Annotated in this window: 16 protein-coding genes; all 16 read right to left on the bottom strand. The window is 66.7% G+C overall.

The features are described from left to right. Positions 1–23 precede the first annotated feature (23 nt). The gene (yvcK, locus tag MHX52_RS00710) at positions 24–1,031 is read right to left on the bottom strand and encodes a uridine diphosphate-N-acetylglucosamine-binding protein YvcK (RefSeq protein ID WP_035003868.1); all 1,008 of its coding nucleotides are present in this window, start codon (positions 1,029–1,031) and stop codon (positions 24–26) included. Between the two features lie 22 nt (positions 1,032–1,053). Continuing rightward, positions 1,054–1,929, bottom strand: a complete 876-nt coding sequence (rapZ, locus tag MHX52_RS00705; RefSeq protein WP_035003866.1) for an RNase adapter RapZ — start codon at positions 1,927–1,929, stop codon at positions 1,054–1,056. A 10-nt stretch (positions 1,930–1,939) separates the two neighbouring features. Next, on the bottom strand, positions 1,940–4,012 hold the full coding sequence (gene uvrC, locus MHX52_RS00700) for an excinuclease ABC subunit UvrC (protein WP_239316027.1): 2,073 nt from the start codon (positions 4,010–4,012) through the stop codon (positions 1,940–1,942). Then, entirely contained in the window at positions 4,005–4,460 is a 456-nt protein-coding gene (locus MHX52_RS00695) for a PH domain-containing protein (protein ID WP_011273578.1), read from the bottom strand. Before MHX52_RS00695 ends, uvrC begins: the two co-directional genes overlap by 8 nt. 35 nt (positions 4,461–4,495) lie before the next feature. Then, positions 4,496–4,924 (bottom strand): 6,7-dimethyl-8-ribityllumazine synthase, encoded by a 429-nt coding sequence (gene ribH / locus MHX52_RS00690; RefSeq protein WP_080561529.1) that lies wholly within the window; start codon positions 4,922–4,924, stop codon positions 4,496–4,498. An 87-nt stretch (positions 4,925–5,011) separates the two neighbouring features. Continuing rightward, positions 5,012–6,265, bottom strand: coding sequence for a bifunctional 3,4-dihydroxy-2-butanone-4-phosphate synthase/GTP cyclohydrolase II (locus MHX52_RS00685; RefSeq protein WP_239316025.1), 1,254 nt, complete (start codon positions 6,263–6,265; stop codon positions 5,012–5,014). A gap of 18 nt (positions 6,266–6,283) precedes the next feature. Next, positions 6,284–6,925 (bottom strand): riboflavin synthase, encoded by a 642-nt coding sequence (locus MHX52_RS00680; RefSeq protein WP_239316023.1) that lies wholly within the window; start codon positions 6,923–6,925, stop codon positions 6,284–6,286. 66 nt (positions 6,926–6,991) lie between these two features. Then, complete coding sequence (ribD, locus tag MHX52_RS00675) at positions 6,992–8,056, bottom strand: bifunctional diaminohydroxyphosphoribosylaminopyrimidine deaminase/5-amino-6-(5-phosphoribosylamino)uracil reductase RibD (protein WP_239316021.1); 1,065 nt, start codon at positions 8,054–8,056, stop codon at positions 6,992–6,994. Between the two features lie 4 nt (positions 8,057–8,060). After that, positions 8,061–8,729, bottom strand: a complete 669-nt coding sequence (rpe, locus tag MHX52_RS00670; RefSeq protein ID WP_239316019.1) for a ribulose-phosphate 3-epimerase — start codon at positions 8,727–8,729, stop codon at positions 8,061–8,063. 24 nt (positions 8,730–8,753) lie between these two features. Continuing rightward, on the bottom strand, positions 8,754–10,280 hold the full coding sequence (locus MHX52_RS00665; protein ID WP_239316017.1) for an RsmB/NOP family class I SAM-dependent RNA methyltransferase: 1,527 nt from the start codon (positions 10,278–10,280) through the stop codon (positions 8,754–8,756). 3 nt (positions 10,281–10,283) lie between these two features. After that, positions 10,284–11,267: a methionyl-tRNA formyltransferase gene (gene fmt / locus MHX52_RS00660; protein ID WP_239316016.1), complete on the bottom strand. Its 984-nt coding sequence runs from the start codon at positions 11,265–11,267 to the stop codon at positions 10,284–10,286. Next, positions 11,264–11,770, bottom strand: a complete 507-nt coding sequence (def, locus tag MHX52_RS00655; RefSeq protein ID WP_049049953.1) for a peptide deformylase — start codon at positions 11,768–11,770, stop codon at positions 11,264–11,266. Before def ends, fmt begins: the two co-directional genes overlap by 4 nt. A gap of 11 nt (positions 11,771–11,781) precedes the next feature. Next, entirely contained in the window at positions 11,782–13,845 is a 2,064-nt protein-coding gene (locus MHX52_RS00650) for a primosomal protein N' (protein WP_370642187.1), read from the bottom strand. Between the two features lie 12 nt (positions 13,846–13,857). After that, positions 13,858–15,093 carry a methionine adenosyltransferase gene (metK, locus tag MHX52_RS00645; RefSeq protein ID WP_239316015.1) on the bottom strand — a complete coding sequence of 412 codons (1,236 nt, stop codon included), beginning with the start codon at positions 15,091–15,093 and terminating at the stop codon, positions 13,858–13,860. A 93-nt stretch (positions 15,094–15,186) separates the two neighbouring features. After that, on the bottom strand, positions 15,187–16,443 hold the full coding sequence (gene coaBC, locus MHX52_RS00640; RefSeq protein WP_239316001.1) for a bifunctional phosphopantothenoylcysteine decarboxylase/phosphopantothenate--cysteine ligase CoaBC: 1,257 nt from the start codon (positions 16,441–16,443) through the stop codon (positions 15,187–15,189). 20 nt (positions 16,444–16,463) lie between these two features. Continuing rightward, positions 16,464–16,745 carry a DNA-directed RNA polymerase subunit omega gene (gene rpoZ, locus MHX52_RS00635; protein ID WP_034988049.1) on the bottom strand — a complete coding sequence of 94 codons (282 nt, stop codon included), beginning with the start codon at positions 16,743–16,745 and terminating at the stop codon, positions 16,464–16,466. Positions 16,746–16,853 lie beyond the last annotated feature (108 nt).

The following is a 16,853-nucleotide window of genomic DNA, read 5'->3' as shown; positions in this document are numbered from 1 at the left end:
GCATCTGATTATAGCCGGGAAAACTATTCCCGCTCGGGCAGGTCCTTCACGCCCCCTGATACCTCGCGCAACACGGCCGCCAGCTTCTGCGGGTTGTGTCGGTCGGTCCAGCGCCCCCGGTTGTCGTCCTCTCGCACGTCGCGGTAGATGACTTTGGCGCCGAGTGCCGCTGCGGCTCTATCGATATGACGCCGAGTGCTGGCCACTGGCATCGTTGACAGATCGACGATGACAACGTCAATCTGCAGGCTTGGGCAGTGCTGCCGCACCATGTGGATATGGTGCTCCAAGGACATGCCTGCGGTCTCCCCCGGTTCCGGGACCAGGTTGAGCACCAGCGCCTTGACGGCCTTCGTCTGGTTCAGCGCGTCCACGATCTCCGGCACCAGCAGGTGCGGGATGACGCTAGAGAACCAGGATCCCGGACCCATGGAAACCAGGTCGGCGTTCAGGATCGCCTCCACGGCCTCCTTCGATGCCGGCGGGTTTTCCGGGTACAGCTTCACGCGGCGCACCTCGCCGAGGGTGGAGGCAACGGCCACCTGGCCACGGACGGCCACGACCTCGCGGGGATCCTCTTCGAGCCCCAGCACTTCTGCCTCGAGATCCAGCGGCTCGTTGCTCATGGGGATCACGCGCCCCTCGATGCCCAGCAGGCGCCCGATCTCGTCGAGGGCTTCCATTTCGCTGCCCATCACCTGCGCCAGGCCTGTGATGAGGAAGTTGCCGAGCGCGTGGCCCTTCAGTGCCCCGGAGCCACCGAAGCGGTGCTGGAGGACTTCCTCCCACATGCGACCGCGCTCGTTGTCCCTGGTCAAAGCCGCCAGCGCCATGCGCAGGTCGCCCGGCGGAAGCGAGCCCAGCTCGCGGCGGATGCGGCCGGAAGAGCCGCCGTCGTCGGCAACTGTCACGATGGCGGAAACATAGTCGGCGATGGTGCGCGCCGAACGCAGCGTGTTAAACAGCCCGTGCCCGCCGCCGAGGCAGGCGATGTTCGCAATGGGCTTGCCGGGCTTCTCGGAAGTACTCATGGTTGGTCTCCAGCCCCCTTTCCTAACGTTCCAGGTCCCGGTGGGACAGGTTCACCAGCACGCCGTCGTCGGCCAGGCGGCGCGTCAGCTCTTCGACAATTGCCACGCTGCGGTGGTGGCCACCCGTACAGCCGATGGCCACGGAGACGAAGAACTTGCCCTCTTTGCGGTAGCCCGGCAGCACAGAATGGATGAGCCCGACGATGTGGTCGAGGAACGTTTGCGCGCCTGGCTGAGACAGCACAAAGTCGGAGACGGGGGCGTCAATACCTCTAAAAGGCCGCAGCTCCGGATCCCAATAAGGGTTCGGCAAAAAGCGAGCATCCAGCAACATGTCGATGTCCTTCGGCGGACCGTGCTTAAAGCCGAAGCTCTGGACGTTGATGCGCACGCTCGAGTGGTCGGCGGCGGCGAAGAACTTCTCCAGCTCGCGGCGCAGATCGTGGATGCTGCGGTTGGTCGTGTCCAACACAATGTCGGCGCGCTCGCGGATGCTGGTCAGCATCTCGCGCTCCCGGTCGATGCCGTCCTGCAGCGTGCCCTTCTGCTGCAGCGGGTGGGTGCGGCGAACCGCGTCGAAGCGGGCGATCAGCGCCTCGTCGGTGGCATCCAGGTACAGCACCGTTGGGCGCCGACCCCCGGTGTGCAGGTCGTGCAGCACGCTGGTCAGGTTGCCGGCGAAGTCGCGGGAGCGCACGTCGGTGACGATCGCCAGTTTCTCGATCGGCGAATCCTCAGAGAAACTGAGCTCGACCATGCGCACAATGAGCTCGGGCGGGAGGTTGTCTGCGACGTACCACCCGAGCTCCTCCAGGGCTGCGGCAGTGGCTCGACGCCCCGCCCCAGACATGCCCGTAATAAGGATCAAACTGGGCTCTTGCTGCGTTGATGCGCTCATGTCCCCGATCCTACCCAGCATTCAGCGCGTCGTGAATGAGTTGCGCCAACTTGGGGCCAAAGCCCGGCAGCGCGGCAATGTCCTCCACGCTGGCTTCCTTGACCCTCGCCACCGAGCCAAACTCCTTGACCAGCTGCTTGCGGCGCTTCGGTCCCAGCCCTGGAATATCGTCCAGTTTGCTGCGGCGCATGCGGGCGCTGCGCTGCTGGCGGTGGAACGTGATGGCGAAGCGGTGCGCCTCGTCGCGCAGGTTCTGCACCAGGTATAGCGCGGGAGAGTTGCGGGGCACGATGATCGGATACTCCTCCCCCGGCACCCAGATCTCTTCCAGGCGCTTGGCGATGCCCACCAGGGTGACGTCGTTCACGCCTAACTCGTCGAGCACCTCCTGGGCGGCGTTTACCTGCGGCAGGCCGCCGTCCACGATGAATAGCTGCGGCGGGTAGGCGAACTTGCGCTTCTCGGCTGCTGGGTCTGTGCCTTCCGGGGCGCTGTCTTCCAGCTCCGTCTCACCTTCCAGCAGATCGCCCGCATCATCGCCCGCGGGCACCGCGGACTTATCCTGCTGATAGCGCTTAAATCGTCTCCGCACGACCTCCGCGATGCTGGCGACGTCGTCGGAGTGCCCATCACCCGCCGCGTCGCGGATTTTGTACCGGCGGTAGTCGGCCTTCTTTGGCAGGCCGTCCTCGAAGACCACCAGGCTGGCCACCACGTCGGTGCCCTGGATGTGCGAGATGTCGGTGCACTCGATGCGCAGCGGGGATTCGTCCATCCACAGCGCCTCCTGCAGCTCCTTGAGCGCCGCCGAGCGAGCCGTGATGTCACCCGCACGCTTCAACTTGTGCTGCGCCAGGGCCTGCGTGGCGTTGGTCTCCGCGGTGGTCATCAGCGCCTTCTTGTCGCCGCGCTGCGGCACGCGGATCTGCACGTTGGAGCCGCGCAGGCTCGTCAGCCACGCCGCCAGGTCCTCGGAATCCTCCGGCATCGCGTGAACCAGGATCTCGCGGGGCACGGGCGTGACCTGAACGTCGCCCACCAGGTCGCCCAGGTCCTGTGCGGCGGCCGGGTTGATGGCGCGCGCCAGGTCCCGGTCCACCTCCGGGCCGGAGGCGCCGCCCACCTGGGTTTCCGTCGCCTTCGCCAGCTCCGCCGTCTCGCCGTAGAACTGGGTGATGAAGTCCGCGACCAGCTTCTCCTCGCTCAAGTCCTCGCGCTCGACCACCCAGCCACGCTGGCCGTGAATGCGGCCGCCGCGGACGTGGAAAATCTGCACCGCGGCCTCTAGCTCGTCGGCCACGAAGGCGATCAGGTCGGCATCCGTGCTGTCGGAGAACACCACCGCCTGCCGCTCCATGGATTTCTGCATGGCCTGTAGCTGGTCGCGCAAGGATGCGGCGCGTTCAAAGTCCAGGTTTTCGCTGGCCTGTTCCATCTCCTTGCGCACCCTGCGCAGCACGGGTTCCGTGTTGCCCGCCAGGAAGCTGGAGAACTGATCCACCAGCGCGCGGTGACCCTCCGGGGTGATCTTGTCCACGCAAGGGGCACTGCAGCGATCGATGTAGCCCAGTAGGCAGGGTCTTCCCAATGCTTCGTGACGCCTATACACCCCAGCCGAGCACGTTCTGATCGGAAACACGCGCGTCAGCGACTCGAGGGTCTCCCGGATAGCCCACGCCTTGGGGTATGGACCGAAGTAACGCACGCCCTTGCGCCGGGGCCCGCGGTACATGAATGCGCGCGGGATCTGCTCCTTCACGCTGATCGCCAGCATGGGATAGGTCTTGTCATCCCGATACATCACGTTGAACCGGGGGTTGAAGCGCTTGATCCAGGTGTACTCCAGGTTCAGGGCCTCGAGCTCGCTGGAGACCACCGTCCACTGCACGTGGTTGGCGGACTGCACCATCGCGCGGGTGCGCGGGTGCAGCTGGTCGAGGTCCTGGAAGTAGTTAGACAGCCGGGCGCGTAGGTTCTTGGCCTTGCCGACATAAATGACGCGCTCGTGGGCGTCCCGAAAGGTATAAACCCCCGGGTCGGTGGGGATGCTGCCGGGTTCGGGGCGGTAGGAAACGCTAGTCATCGAAAGGCATGTAGCGGTCCTCCAGCTGGCGGAAGTCCTCTACACGCTGGGCGATCAGCTGCTTGTCGTAAATGTTCAGCGCCATCATCGGCACGAACTCGAAGTCGGGCAGTTCCAGGCGCGCCCACTTCGCCTCCTGTGGGAAGGACAGCCCGTGGATGATCTCCCACGGGTAGAACTGCCCGTTCACGATGTTGCGCACCTCCACGCCCTCACTGTTCACCTTGACGTGCGGGCGAAGCAGGGAAAGCGCCACGAAAGAGAAGACCAGGCCGATGCCGATGAACCCCCATTGGTCGGCCTTCGTCACCGTCACACCGGTATCCCCCACGGCCACGACGATGGCCATGAAGATGTGCACCGCCATGATCAGCACGACCAGGATCCACGCCAGCTTCTTCAAGAAGGGCGAGGATACTTCCAGCTCCCAATTCTCCTTATCGCTCACGGCAATCCACCCTACTCTGTCCGGGGTGGTAGACCCTAAACGCCACGCTCGATCTGGCGTAGCACCAGCGCGGTGTGGATAGCGGCGACCGCTGCGTCGCGCCCCTTGTCCTCTTTCGCATCGACGCCACCCGCACGGTCCACCGCCTGCTCATGGGTATCGACGGTCAGCACGCCATTGCCGACGGGCGTGCCCGAGTCCATGCCCGCGCGCGTCAGGCCATAGGTGACCGCATCGCAGACCACGCGGAAGTGCTCGGTCTCCCCCTGGATTACGCAGCCATTCGCCACTACGGCGTCAAAACGCTTACATGCCGCGGCGACGGCAACCGGCAGCTCCAGTGCCCCGGCGACCCGCCACTCCGAGACCTGTGCGCCGGCCTCCTTGGCGGCGGCGATCGAGTGCTCGTGCAGCTGGTCGGTGATGTCGGCGTTCCAGGATGCGCTGATGACGGCCACGGTCATGCCATAGGCAGAACCGGCCTTGAGCTGGACGTCGGCGACTCCGTTGTGTGCCACGGTTGCGGGGCTCCTTCTTTCTTTTAGTGGGTTCTAGTCCAGGGTATCGAGTTGGTGGCCCATGCGGTCGCGTTTCGTGCGCAGGTACACCACATTGTCCTCGTTGGCATTCAGCTCCACCGGGATGCGCTTGGTCACGTTCACGCCGTGGCTGGCCAGGTCGTGGATCTTGTCCGGGTTGTTGGAGATCAGTGCGACCGACTGAACCTGCAGGTCCTTGAGGATCTGCGCGGCGGCGCTGTACTCGCGGGCGTCTACCGGAAGACCCTGCTCCAGGTTTGCGTCGACGGTATCCAGACCCTCGTCCTGCAGCACGTAGGCGCGCAGCTTCGGCAGCAGGCCGATGCCCCGGCCTTCGTGGCCGCGCAGGTAGATGACCACTCCCCGGCCCTTCGCCTCGATATAGTCCAGGGCGGCAGAAAGCTGGTCCCCGCAGTCGCAGCGGCGGGAACCGAAGACGTCGCCGGTCAGGCACTCGGAGTGCACGCGCACCGGAACCGGGGCCTCACTGGCTGCACTCACATCGCCCTTGACCAGAGCCACGTGCTCCGTGCCGTCGATGATGTTGACGTAGCCGATGGCCCGGTAGTTGCCGTGGACGGTCGGCAGGCGGGTTTCCACGGCGCGCTCGAGGGTCTGGGTGTGGTGGCGGCGCCAGTCCTGCAGCTGCTCGATGCTGATCAGGGCCAGGTCGTGCTCGTCGGCGAAGCGGCGCAGCTCCGGCAGGCGGGCCATGGTCGTGGGATCTTCCTCAGAGACGATCTCGCACAGTGCGCCGGCGGGCGCCAGGTTCGCCGCGCGGGCCAGGTCCACCGCTGCTTCCGTGTGCCCCTGTCGCACGAGCACGCCTCCGCGCTTTGCACGCAGCGGCACCACGTGGCCGGGGCGGTTAAAGGTGGCGACGGTGGACTTGGGATCAGCCAGCAGACGCACGGTGCGGGCGCGGTCGGTGGCGCTGATGCCGGTATCCACGTCCTCGGCGGCATCCACAGTCACGGTGTAGGCAGTGCCGCGCACATCCTCGTTGCGGGCCACCATCGGCGGCAGGCCCAGGCGGTCGCAGTCGGCGCTATCCATGCCCACGCACACATAGCCGGAGCTGTGGCGCACCATGAAGGCCATAAGCTCCGGGGTGGCCAGCTCCGCGGCGAAGATGAGGTCACCTTCGTTCTCCCGGTCCTCGTCGTCGACGACCACTACGGCCTTGCCCGCCGCGATGTCGGCGATGGCGCGCTCTACGGAATCCAGTTTGATGTCTTGGGGTTCGCTAGTTTCGCTCGTGCTCATTGGTGCCCTTTATGCCTTTTACTGATTATCCTGCGCGCCGTGCTGTGCCAGCCGCTCGACGTACTTCGCCAGTACGTCGCATTCCACATTCACCGTATCGCCCGGGTTCAGGTCCCCTAGCATCGTGTCCGCCAGGGTGGTCGGGATCAGGGAGACTTCGAACCATGCATCGGCGGAGCCAGACCCGCCTGCTTCGGCCACTTCCGCCACCTCCGCCACGGTCAGCGACGTGCCGTTGATCGCCACGGAACCCTTCTTGGCCACGTAGCGGGCCAATTGGGGATCCTCCAGCTGGAAGCGGAACACCTCCCAGTGCTCCGAGGGGCGGCGCTCCTGCAAGGTCGCGGTGCCGTCCACGTGCCCCTGCACGATGTGTCCGCCGAAGCGTTGGCCGCTGGCCATGGCGCGTTCCACGTTCACCCGGTCGCCGACGGAAACGCTGCCCAGCGCGCTGTAGTCCAGCGTCACCTGCATCACATCGGCAGTGAACTCCTCGGGCGAAAGCTCGGCCACGGTCAGGCACACGCCGTTGATGGCGATGGAATCGCCGCGCTTGGCGTCCTCCAGCACACCCGGCGCCGTGAAGCGCATCCTTAAAGAATCCCCGGCTTCTTCGATCGCGGCTACCCGCCCGACCTCCTCGATGATCCCGGTGAACATACGCGCTCCTTGAATTTTGTATATGTGATTACATACACATTATCCCACTGTGGGCGGATCCCAGTATCAGGGGGTACGCCCGGGCGCGGTGAGCGTCCAGCGCAGGTCTTGGCCGAAAACCTGCAGCTCACGCGGGACGAAGCGGCGGATGTCCCCGATCGTTTGGCCGAGGCGGTTCTCGCTATCGCTTAGTGACGCCACCCCCGCCCCCAATACCGCCGGGGCCGCGTAGTACTGAACCTCGTCCACCACGTCGGCTTTCATGAAGGCTGCGGCTACTTGAGCTCCGCCTTCCACCAGCAGGGTGCGTACCTCGCGCTTCCAGAGCTCCGCCAGCACTTCGTGCACGTCGCGGGTCTGCAGGTGGAGGGCGCGCCCGGGCGTGGCGAACACCGCCGCGTCCGCGGTAATGTCGCTGGTGCCCATGATGACTCGCAGCGGCTGCAACTCCTCGGCGAAGGGCTGGCCGTCGGCATCGCGGGCGGTCAGCCGCGGGTTATCCGCCGCAATGGTTCCGGTGCCCACCAGGATCGCGTCGCGGCGGGTTCTATCCTCGTGCACCGCCACGCGCGCTGGCTCGCCGGTGATCCACTGGCTGGTTCCATCCACTGCGGCCACCCGGCCATCCAGCGTGGAGGCCATTTTCAGGCACACGTGCGGGCGCTGCAGGGCCTCGGCAATCAGCCAGGGTTCCACGCTATATACCTCCGACCACGCGGGCAGTTGCGCCGCGTCGCTGGCCGTCGGATGCGGCAGGTAGGGGCCGTGTACCTCCACGCCCGCGGCGCGGAGCGTGGCGGCACCACCTTCGGCGGCGGGGTTCGGATCCGCGAAGAGGAAATCCACCCGCCGGATGCCGGCGCGGATGAGGGCCTCTGCACACGGGCCGGTGCGGCCGGTGTGGTTGCAGGGCTCCAGGGTGACGATCGCCCTGCCGCCCCGGGCCTTCTCGCCGGCCTGTCGCAGGGCGCCGACCTCCGCGTGCGCGCCGCCGGGGGCCTGCGTGTACCCGCGCCCCACCACCTGCCCGGAGGAATCCTCGATCACCGCGCCGACCGGCGGATTCGGGCTGGCTAACTGGGCTGCTTGCCAGCCGAGACTGTGGGCGTCAGAAAAAAGAGAAAGATCCATAGAGCTACTTGGCGCTGGCGCGGATCTCATCGACCGCCGCGGCGGGGTCCGGCTTGCCAAACACGCTGGAACCAGCGACGAACACGTCCACGCCCGCTGCGGCGGACTCGGCGGCGGTCTCAGCCCCAATGCCACCGTCGATCTCGATGAGGGTATCCAGGCCGTCGGCATCGATTCGGCTGCGCAGCGCGCGGACCTTATCCAGCACCTCCGGCATGAACTTCTGGCCGCCGAAGCCGGGCTCCACGCTCATGACGAGCACGAGGTCGAAGCGATCCAGGTGGTCCAGCAGCGGCTCCACCGGGGTGTTGGGCTTGATGGAGATGCCCGCCATCGTGCCGTGACCGCGCAGCTTATCGGCCAGAGCGATGGCGGTATCGACGTCCGCGACGGCCTCCAGGTGGAAGGTCACGGACTGGAAGTCGTCGGCGTAGTCCTCCGCCCACTTCTCCGGGTTCTCGATCATGAGGTGCACGTCCAGGTGCTTGTCCGTGTGCGGCAGCAGGGACTTGGCCACGGGCAGGCCGAAGGAGAGGTTCGGGACGAAGTGATTGTCCATCACGTCGATGTGCAACCAGTCGGCGTTCGGCACGCGGGCAACCTCTTGGGCCAGGTTGGCGAAGTCGGCGGCGAGGATGGACGGGGCGATCAGCGGGGTGCGGGGATTGGACATGGGATGGGCTTCCTCACTAGTGGACTATTGGTTTGTGCTTGTGCTCGGGCTATTGCTGGCGGGGCGCAGGGCGGCGAAGAACATCGCGTCCGTGCCGTGGATGTGCGGCCAGAGCTGCACAAACGGCGAGGTCTGGGAGGTGTTCGTCTCTGCCAATTCGGGTAGGAACTCGGTGACGTCCAGGATCTCCGCGCCCGTGCGGGCGGCGACGGAGCGGACGACCTCGGAGGTTTCCTTAGGGTGCGGCGAGCACGTGGAGTAAATGACCACGCCCTCGGCGGCAGTGGCTGCAAGCCCGCTGACCAGCAGCTCGCGCTGCAGCGTGACCAGCGGGGCGATGTCCTGCGGATCCTTGGTCCAGCGGGCTTCCGGGCGGCGGCGCAGCGCGCCCAGGCCAGAACACGGCGCGTCGATGAGCACACGCGCGAAACCGCCCTCCGGAGCTTCCAGGCCATCGATGGCCTCCAGCTTGCGGCCGTCGCCGACGTGCACGCGCACGGGCAGGTCGCGGGTTGTCTGCTCGATCAGCTTCGCGCGGTGCGCGGCGATTTCGATCGCGTCCACGGTGGCCTGCTCCGACATGGCCACTGAGGCGATGAATGCGGTCTTGCCGCCGGGGCCGGCGCACAGGTCCAGCCAACGGGCGGGCAGGTTGTCGGCGACGGGAACGCGCGTGGTCGCCAGGCCGATCAGCTGGGAGCCTTCGTCCTGCACGCTGGCCATCCCCTCGCGTACAGGGGCGATTTCGCCTGGGGCGCCCTCGTCCAGGTACACCGCATAGGGAGAGAACTTGCCCTCCGTGCCGCCGGTGATCAGCGCCAGTTCCTCGCCGCTGATCTGTCCGGGGCGGGCGGCCAGGTGCACGATCGGGCGGGCGTCGTCGGCCGCCAGGGCGCCCTCGAGCTCGGCGCGGCCGGCATCAGTCGCGGGATCCACGCCCAGCGCTTCCGCGAAGACCTCGGCGATCCACTCGGGGTGCGCGTTGCGCAGAGCTAGGTCGGCCAGGCTGTCGCTGGGAGCTACGCGCTCGATCCACGTCTCCGGCTTCTTACGCGTCAGCGCGCGCAGCACGCCATTGACGAACCCGGAGGCCTGGCCTGCTCCGAAGGCTTTCACCAACTCCACCGAGGTGTTCACCGCGGCGTGGTTCTCCACTCGCGTGCGCAGGATCTGGTAGGTGCCCAGCCGCAGGGCGTCCAGCGCCACCGAGTCGATCTTCTCGATCTTGCGCCCGGCCGCGTGTTCGATGATCGCGTCGAGCAACCCCCGCGCCCGCAGCGTGCCATAGGTTAGCTCGGTCGCAAATGCGGCGTCACGACCCTTGATGCCCGCCTCCCGCAGCGCCTTAGGTAGCGCGAGGTTGCCGAAGGCACCGTCCACCGTTACATCGCGCAGCACGCCGAAAACCACGTCGCGCACCTTGTCGCCGGAGCCGCGCGACCTGCTCTTTCGCTGCTTGTGCTCGGGGCGGCGCTGCTGATAGCCCGTCGCCTTCTTGCGCTGTCCCTCGCCGCTGCGGGCGGATTCGGAACGAGACCTGAAGCCTCCCATGGTCTACTCCCCCGTCTCCCGCGCGCTGAACGTCGGGCGGCCAGCCAGCAGTTCTTGCTGCCCGCGCGCCCACGCCGCGGCTTCCATCATCTTCTTGCCCGGCGGCTGGATGCGGGTGATCTCTAGTGGGTCGGTGCCGGTGCCGACGAAAACCTTCTTTGGTGACGCCACCACTTCGCCGACGCCAAGCCCAGTGACCTCTTCTTTGCTACCAGGCAGCAGCATGCCGATCTTGTATCGCTGGCCGTCCAGCAAAGTCCACGCCCCGGGTGCCGGGGTGTGGGCGCGGGCAACGCGCTGGATTACCTCGGCAGGTTGGGACCAGTCGATCTGCGCGTCCGCGGGGTGAATCTTCGGTGCGTGGGTGGCCTGCGCGTCGTCCTGCGGGGAAAGCTCGGCCGTGCCTTCGTCCATGGCGACGAGCGTATCGGCCAGCAGTTCGCGGCCGGCGTAGGTCAGGCTGGCCAGCAGGTCGTCGGCGGTGTCCTCTAGGCCGATCGTCCGTGTCAGCTGGGCGGCGACGGGGCCGGTGTCCAGGCCTTCCTCGATGCGGAAGATGGAGGCGCCGGTGGTCTCGTCGCCCGCCGCCAGGGCGGCCTGCACGGGCGCGGCGCCGCGCCAGCGTGGGAGCAGCGAGTAGTGCAGGTTCACCCAGCCGTGCTCAAAGACGTCGAGGATGTCCTTGGGGATCAGGTTTCCGTAGGCTACGACGGCGGATGCGGTTACCCCCTGCGCTGCGAGGTCGCTCAAAACGGCCCGGGCCTCGTCACCAGATTCAGTTCCGGCCTTGAGGCTCGGCCACTTGTAGGTCGGGATGGCGGCCTCCTCAGCGACCTCCGCGACCTTCGATGGGCGCAGGCTACGGCCGCGTCCCCGCTTGGCGTCCGGCTGGGTAACCACCGCAACCACCTCGATGCGCTCATCGGCGATGAGGTGCTCAAGGGCCACGGCGGCTGGTTCCGGGGTTCCGGCAAAGACGATCTTCACTGCTTAAACCACTCCGATTCGCGGATCTGCTTCATTGCTTCGCGGCGCTGCTCAGCCGAGAGGTGCTGAATGAACAGAACGCCGTCCAGGTGGTCGGTTTCGTGCTGCACGCAACGGGCCATAAGGTCCGTGACCTCCCGATCCACCTGCTCACCGTCCACGGTTACCCCGCGCAGGCGCACGCGCTGGGCGCGGGTGACGTCCCCGTGGACGTCGGGGATGGAAAGGCAGCCCTCGCCGCCGGTCTGTGTCTCCTCGCCCACGGCCTCCCAGGTGGGGTTGATCACGTGGCCGCGGTCGCCGTCGCAGTCGAAAACGAAGATGCGACGGGTGATGCCGATCTGGTTGGCGGCCAGGCCCACTCCCCCGTAGTGATCCATGGTCTCCAGCATGTCCTCGACCAGCCGCCGGGTTCCGGCATCCTGGATCTGTTCTGGCTTGACGGGGTCCGCCACGGTCTTGAGAACCGGGTCCCCGAAGTAGCGCATGTTAAGCACGGTCATGGTTACTAACCCTAACCGATGCGCACGGGATCCATGACAACCCGCAAGGCCTCCGGTTGGGCCGCCCATGAGCCCCGATGGATGGTCCGCACCGATTGGGCGCTGCGCAGGGCCTGGCCAAGCGCAATCCGCTGCTCGGCGGGCACGCGCACCAGCAGCCGGCGCGCGGACTTTCTGGCCTGTGGATCGTGGGAATCGATGCCCGCGGGCAGGCGCACGCCGGGAGGCAGCTCCACTGGTCCCAGGGTCTCCGCACCTTCCGGTAACTCCCACGCCGCCTCGAGCGCTTCGATGGCAGAAGTGGTGCCGTCGATGGCGGCCACGCTAAAGGCAGGCGGGAAGGCGGCCTCGGCCCGGTGCGCCAGCTCCGCGCGCGCAGATCCGACGGGATCCCAGCGGATCAGTTGCTGAGCCGTCGGCAGGTTCGCTGCCCCGGCGAAGACCACCTTGCCGCCCTGGCTCCGTGGGGCGACGAGGGCGGCAGCCTCCATCCAGTGGCGCAGCGCAGTCTCCGCGGCACGGAGGTCCTGCCTTCCCAGCAGGATCCACGGATCCACCAGGATCGCTGCGCCGTACAGGCCGCCCTCGACGGTGGGTTCCGCCCCAGGCGTGGCCACGACGATGCTCTTGCGCAGCCGCACGCTATCCACCACGTGTTTGCCGCCGCTGGCGATGATCGGCACTCCGGGGAATGCCCGCCCCAGCTCCTCCACCGTCCGGTCGTGGCCGATTACGGACAGCCGTACGCTGTGGTTGCCGCAGGCGGAACAAGTAAATAGCCCGGCGGTCAGCCCGCACCAGCGGCAGCGCGGCGGGGCGGCCTCAGCACTCGTGGGCAACTCCAAAGGGCCGTTGCAGTGCCGGCAGCGGGCGGGCGTGCGGCATTTCGCACACGCCAGCGCGGGTGCGTATCCCCGCCGCGGAACCTGCACCAACGCGGGCACGCCGTTATCCACGCACTCGCGTAGCGCCTCGAAGCCCATGGAGGGGATGCGCGCCCCGGGCGCGTGGAGCTCCCGCTCTGTCGCGCTGTCGGTCTCCCCCATGCCGCGGATCCACGGCATGGCATCGTGCAGTACCTCCCGCGTGGGCAGCAGCGGATACACTAGCCCGCTATCCACCCACTGCTGCACCTCGGCCGAGCGGTGCACCCCGACGATCAGCAGCCCCGCTCCGGTGCGCTGCGCGTGCAACGCCAGCGCCTCCCGCGCGTGGATGTACGGGGCGCGCGGGTCCACCAGGTTGTCGTCGGCCTCGCCCACCAGCACCATCAGGCGGGGTGCGACGACGGGCAGCAGTGCCGCAGAGCGCGTGCCCACCACCACGCGCGCCTGGCCCGCGAGCACCGAAAGGTAGCGGCGATAGCGCGCATTCGGTCCCACCTGTGCCGTCAGTTCCATCACCTGTGCGGGGTTCATGTGCTCCTTCAACCCCGCCACCAGTCGATCCACCAGACGTTGGTTGGGAGCCACCACCAGCACGCTCCCCTGCGTATTCCAGGCCACGGCGGCGGTGATGGCCGCGATGAGGGTGGAGATGTCGCGGCCTGGGGGCGTCAATAAACAAGCACGCGCAGCCTTGCCCTCGACGAGCGCCGACAGGTACGCCGCGCCGTGAGTGTAGGGCGCCAAAGCCTCCTCGGCGGCGGCGTAAGAATCGGTGGCGGCCTGTTCGACAGACTGCAGCTTGGCTCCGAGGTCCTCCCAGGCCGCACCGTCGGCGAACAAACCGGCGTTCTCCGCCGAGGCGTGGCGGGAAGGCACGACGGAGCGCAGAATGTCCGAACGCACGCCTGCGTAGCGCTCGGCGAGCGTGTTCACGAGCTCCCACAGGGGCTTCGGTAGCACCTGGATGGGGCTGATCACGCGCTCCAGCTGGCGCAGCTCGCCGGGGTGGTCGCTTCGGCGGCGGCGCTCGATGACGAACGCATCGACCAACCGGCCGGAGAAACGAACGCGGACGCGCACACCCGGCTGGGCATGCGCGTCCATGTCTGCGGGCACCGCGTAGTCGAAAAGCCGGTCGAGGTGTGGCACGCCGAGCATCGGCAGTACGCGGGCGACGGGCTGGTCCACGGTGCTTTAAACCTACTGGGACTGCTGGGCGGCGGCGACGGCCTTCTGTAGCGCTTCCACGCGGTCGGTGCGCTCCCACGGCAGGTCCAAGTCGGTGCGGCCGAAGTGGCCATAGGCGCTGGTCTGGGCGTAGATCGGGCGCTTCAGGTCCAGCTCCTGCAGGATCGCGGCCGGGCGCAGGTCGAACACCTGGCGAACGGCATCCTGGATGGCCTCGACCGGTGCCTTCTCGGTGCCGAAGGTCTCCACGTACAGGCCCACCGGGGTCGCTCGCCCGATGGCGTAGGCCACCTGCACCTCCGCGCGGTCGGCCAGGCCGGCGGCGACGATGTTCTTGGCAACCCAGCGCATGGCGTAGGCGCCGGAGCGGTCCACCTTGCTCGGGTCCTTGCCGGAGAACGCGCCGCCACCGTGGCGAGCCATACCGCCATAGGTGTCGACGATGATCTTGCGGCCGGTCAGGCCGGCATCGCCCATCGGGCCGCCCAGCACGAAGGAGCCGGAGGGGTTCACCAGCAGCGTGTAGTCGGTGTCCGCCAGGTTGCCGCTGAGGCCCGCCTCGTCCAGCACGTACTGGACAACGTGGGTGCGGATCTGCTCGTGCAGCCACTCCTGCTCGATGCCGGCGTCGTGCTGTGTGGAGACCACGACGGTATCCAGACGCACCGGGGCGCCTTCCGTGTCGTAGGCGAAGGTCACCTGGGTCTTGCCGTCGGGGCGCAGGTGCGGGACGATGCCCTTCTTGCGCACCTCCGTCAGGCGGCGGGACAGGCGGTGTGCCAGCGCGATCGGCAGCGGCATGTACTCCGGGGTCTCGTTGGTGGCGTAGCCGAACATCAGGCCCTGGTCGCCGGCGCCGAGGCGGTCGATCTCGTCCAGCTCGGTGCCGCCTTCCGCGTCGTGCGAGCGGTGCTCGAGGGCGGTATCGACACCCTGGGCGATCTCCTGGGACTGCTCACCGATGGCCACGCTAACACCACAGGTGGAGCCGTCGAAGCCCATGTCGGAGCTGTTGAAGCCGATCTCCAGCAGGGTCTTGCGCACCAGCGCGGGGATCTCTACGTAGGTGGTGGTGCGGATTTCGCCGACGACGTGCACCAGGCCGGTGGTCACGACGGTCTCAACGGCCACGCGCGCCTCGGGGTCCTTGGCAATCAGCGCGTCGAGGATCTTGTCGGAGATCGCGTCGCAGATCTTGTCGGGGTGCCCTTCGGTGACGGACTCGCTACTAAACAGGCGCAAAGACACGTGGATTTTCCTTTTATACGTTTGAATTACTGAAGACTTTTAAGTCGATGGACACATACTAGACTAAGCTGTCTGTATTTGTCACGTAGCTGCCTAGAGAGTCTCGCACACGGCCTTCCAGATAGCGGCAGCGACCCCGGTCTTGGGCCCTTGCGGCACCTCGGTGACCTCACCGTCCGGGCGTAGGATCCAGCCCGAGCTATCCGGCTGTCCGAAGACCTTGCCGTCGCCCACCGCGTTGCACATCAGTAGGTCGCAGCCCTTCTTCTCGAGCTTCTTGCGGGCGAAGTCGAGCGGCGTGCTGTTTTCGTCTCCCGTTTCTGCCGCGAAGCCCACGATCTTTGTTGTGGACGCCACGTCTCCCCGCCTGCGCGCCTCAACCACGCCCGCGAGGATGTCTGGGTTCTCGGTCAGCTGGATGGTGGACAGGTCGGCCTCCGAGCCCTTCTTCATCTTTGAGCCTGCCACCTCTGCGGGACGGTAGTCGGCAACGGCCGCGGCCATGACCACGACGTCGGCGGTAGGCGCGTGCTCCATGACGGCCTGCTGCATCTCGCGGGCGGTCTTCACCCGCACTACCTCAGCGCCGATGGGAGTGGGCAGGTTCTCGGTCACACCCGCAACAAGGGTGACCTCGGCGCCGCGCTGGGCGGCAACCTCTGCTAGCGCGTAGCCCTGGCGGCCGGAGGATGCGTTGCCGAGGTAGCGAACGGGATCCAGGGGCTCGTGCGTACCACCGGCACTGATGACGACCTTCTTGCCCTCCAGGTCGCGGGTGAAGGCCTCGCGGTCTGCTAGGACGGTGAGCGCCAGCTCGCCGATCTGCTCCGGCTCCGGCAACCGCCCGGCGCCGGTATCCTTGCCCGTGAGCCGCCCGTGCGCGGGCTCCAGCACCGTCAGGCCGTGGCGGCGCAGCGTGGCCACGTTGTCCACGGTCGCCGGGTTCAGCCACATCTCGGTGTGCATCGCCGGAGCCAGCACCACGGGGCACGTAGCAACCAGGCAGCTAGCTGTAAGCAGATCGTCGGCACGCCCATGGGCGATCCGGGCCATCAGGTCTGCAGTGGCCGGGGCCACGACGATGAGGTCGGCCTCCTGCCCCAGGCGGACGTGCTGCACCTCGTCCACGGCGTCAAAAACATCGGTGGCCACCGGCTGGCCCGAGAGAGCCTCGAAGGTGGCGGCACCCACGAAGTTCAGCGCAGAGCGGGTGGGAATCACCCGCACCTGGTGGCCGCGCTCGGTGAAGTAGCGGACCAGATGAGCGGCCTTATACGCAGCAATGCCGCCCCCTACGCCGATGACGACGCGGAGCGGCTTGGTGTTCAATTCAGCTGATGCAACGTTCACAACGAATCAGCCTAGCTGGTTTAACCCTCGGTGTGTTCCAACAGATCCCGGTTAATCTCGCGCAGGGCGATGGACAGCGGCTTCTCGTGAACATCCGGGGTCACCAGAGGTCCGACGAACTCGAAGACGCCCTCGTCGACCGTCTGGAAGTAGTCGTTGATCTGACGTGCGCGCTTAGCGGCGAAGATGACCAAGGCGTACTTGGAGGAGACCTTCGTCAGCAGCTCGTCGATCGGTGGATTGGTGATGCCTACAGGAGGATCGAACACGCTATCGTTCGCATTCACGTCCTGGTTTTCCACGGTATTCACCTTTTCTTTGGTGGGTTGTTTGATTATTTATTTAGTTCTTTAAAGCGCGGGACTGAAGAGTGCGCCGCTGGAGCTTCTGTGCCTGCCGTGTCCTAAGCG

The sequence above is a fragment of the Corynebacterium sp. ACRQJ genome (assembly GCF_022346045.1).
GTDB classification, from domain to species: domain Bacteria; phylum Actinomycetota; class Actinomycetes; order Mycobacteriales; family Mycobacteriaceae; genus Corynebacterium; species Corynebacterium evansiae.
The sequence above is the reverse complement of the archived record's forward strand: the minus strand, read 5'-3'. Positions and strand labels throughout refer to the sequence as shown.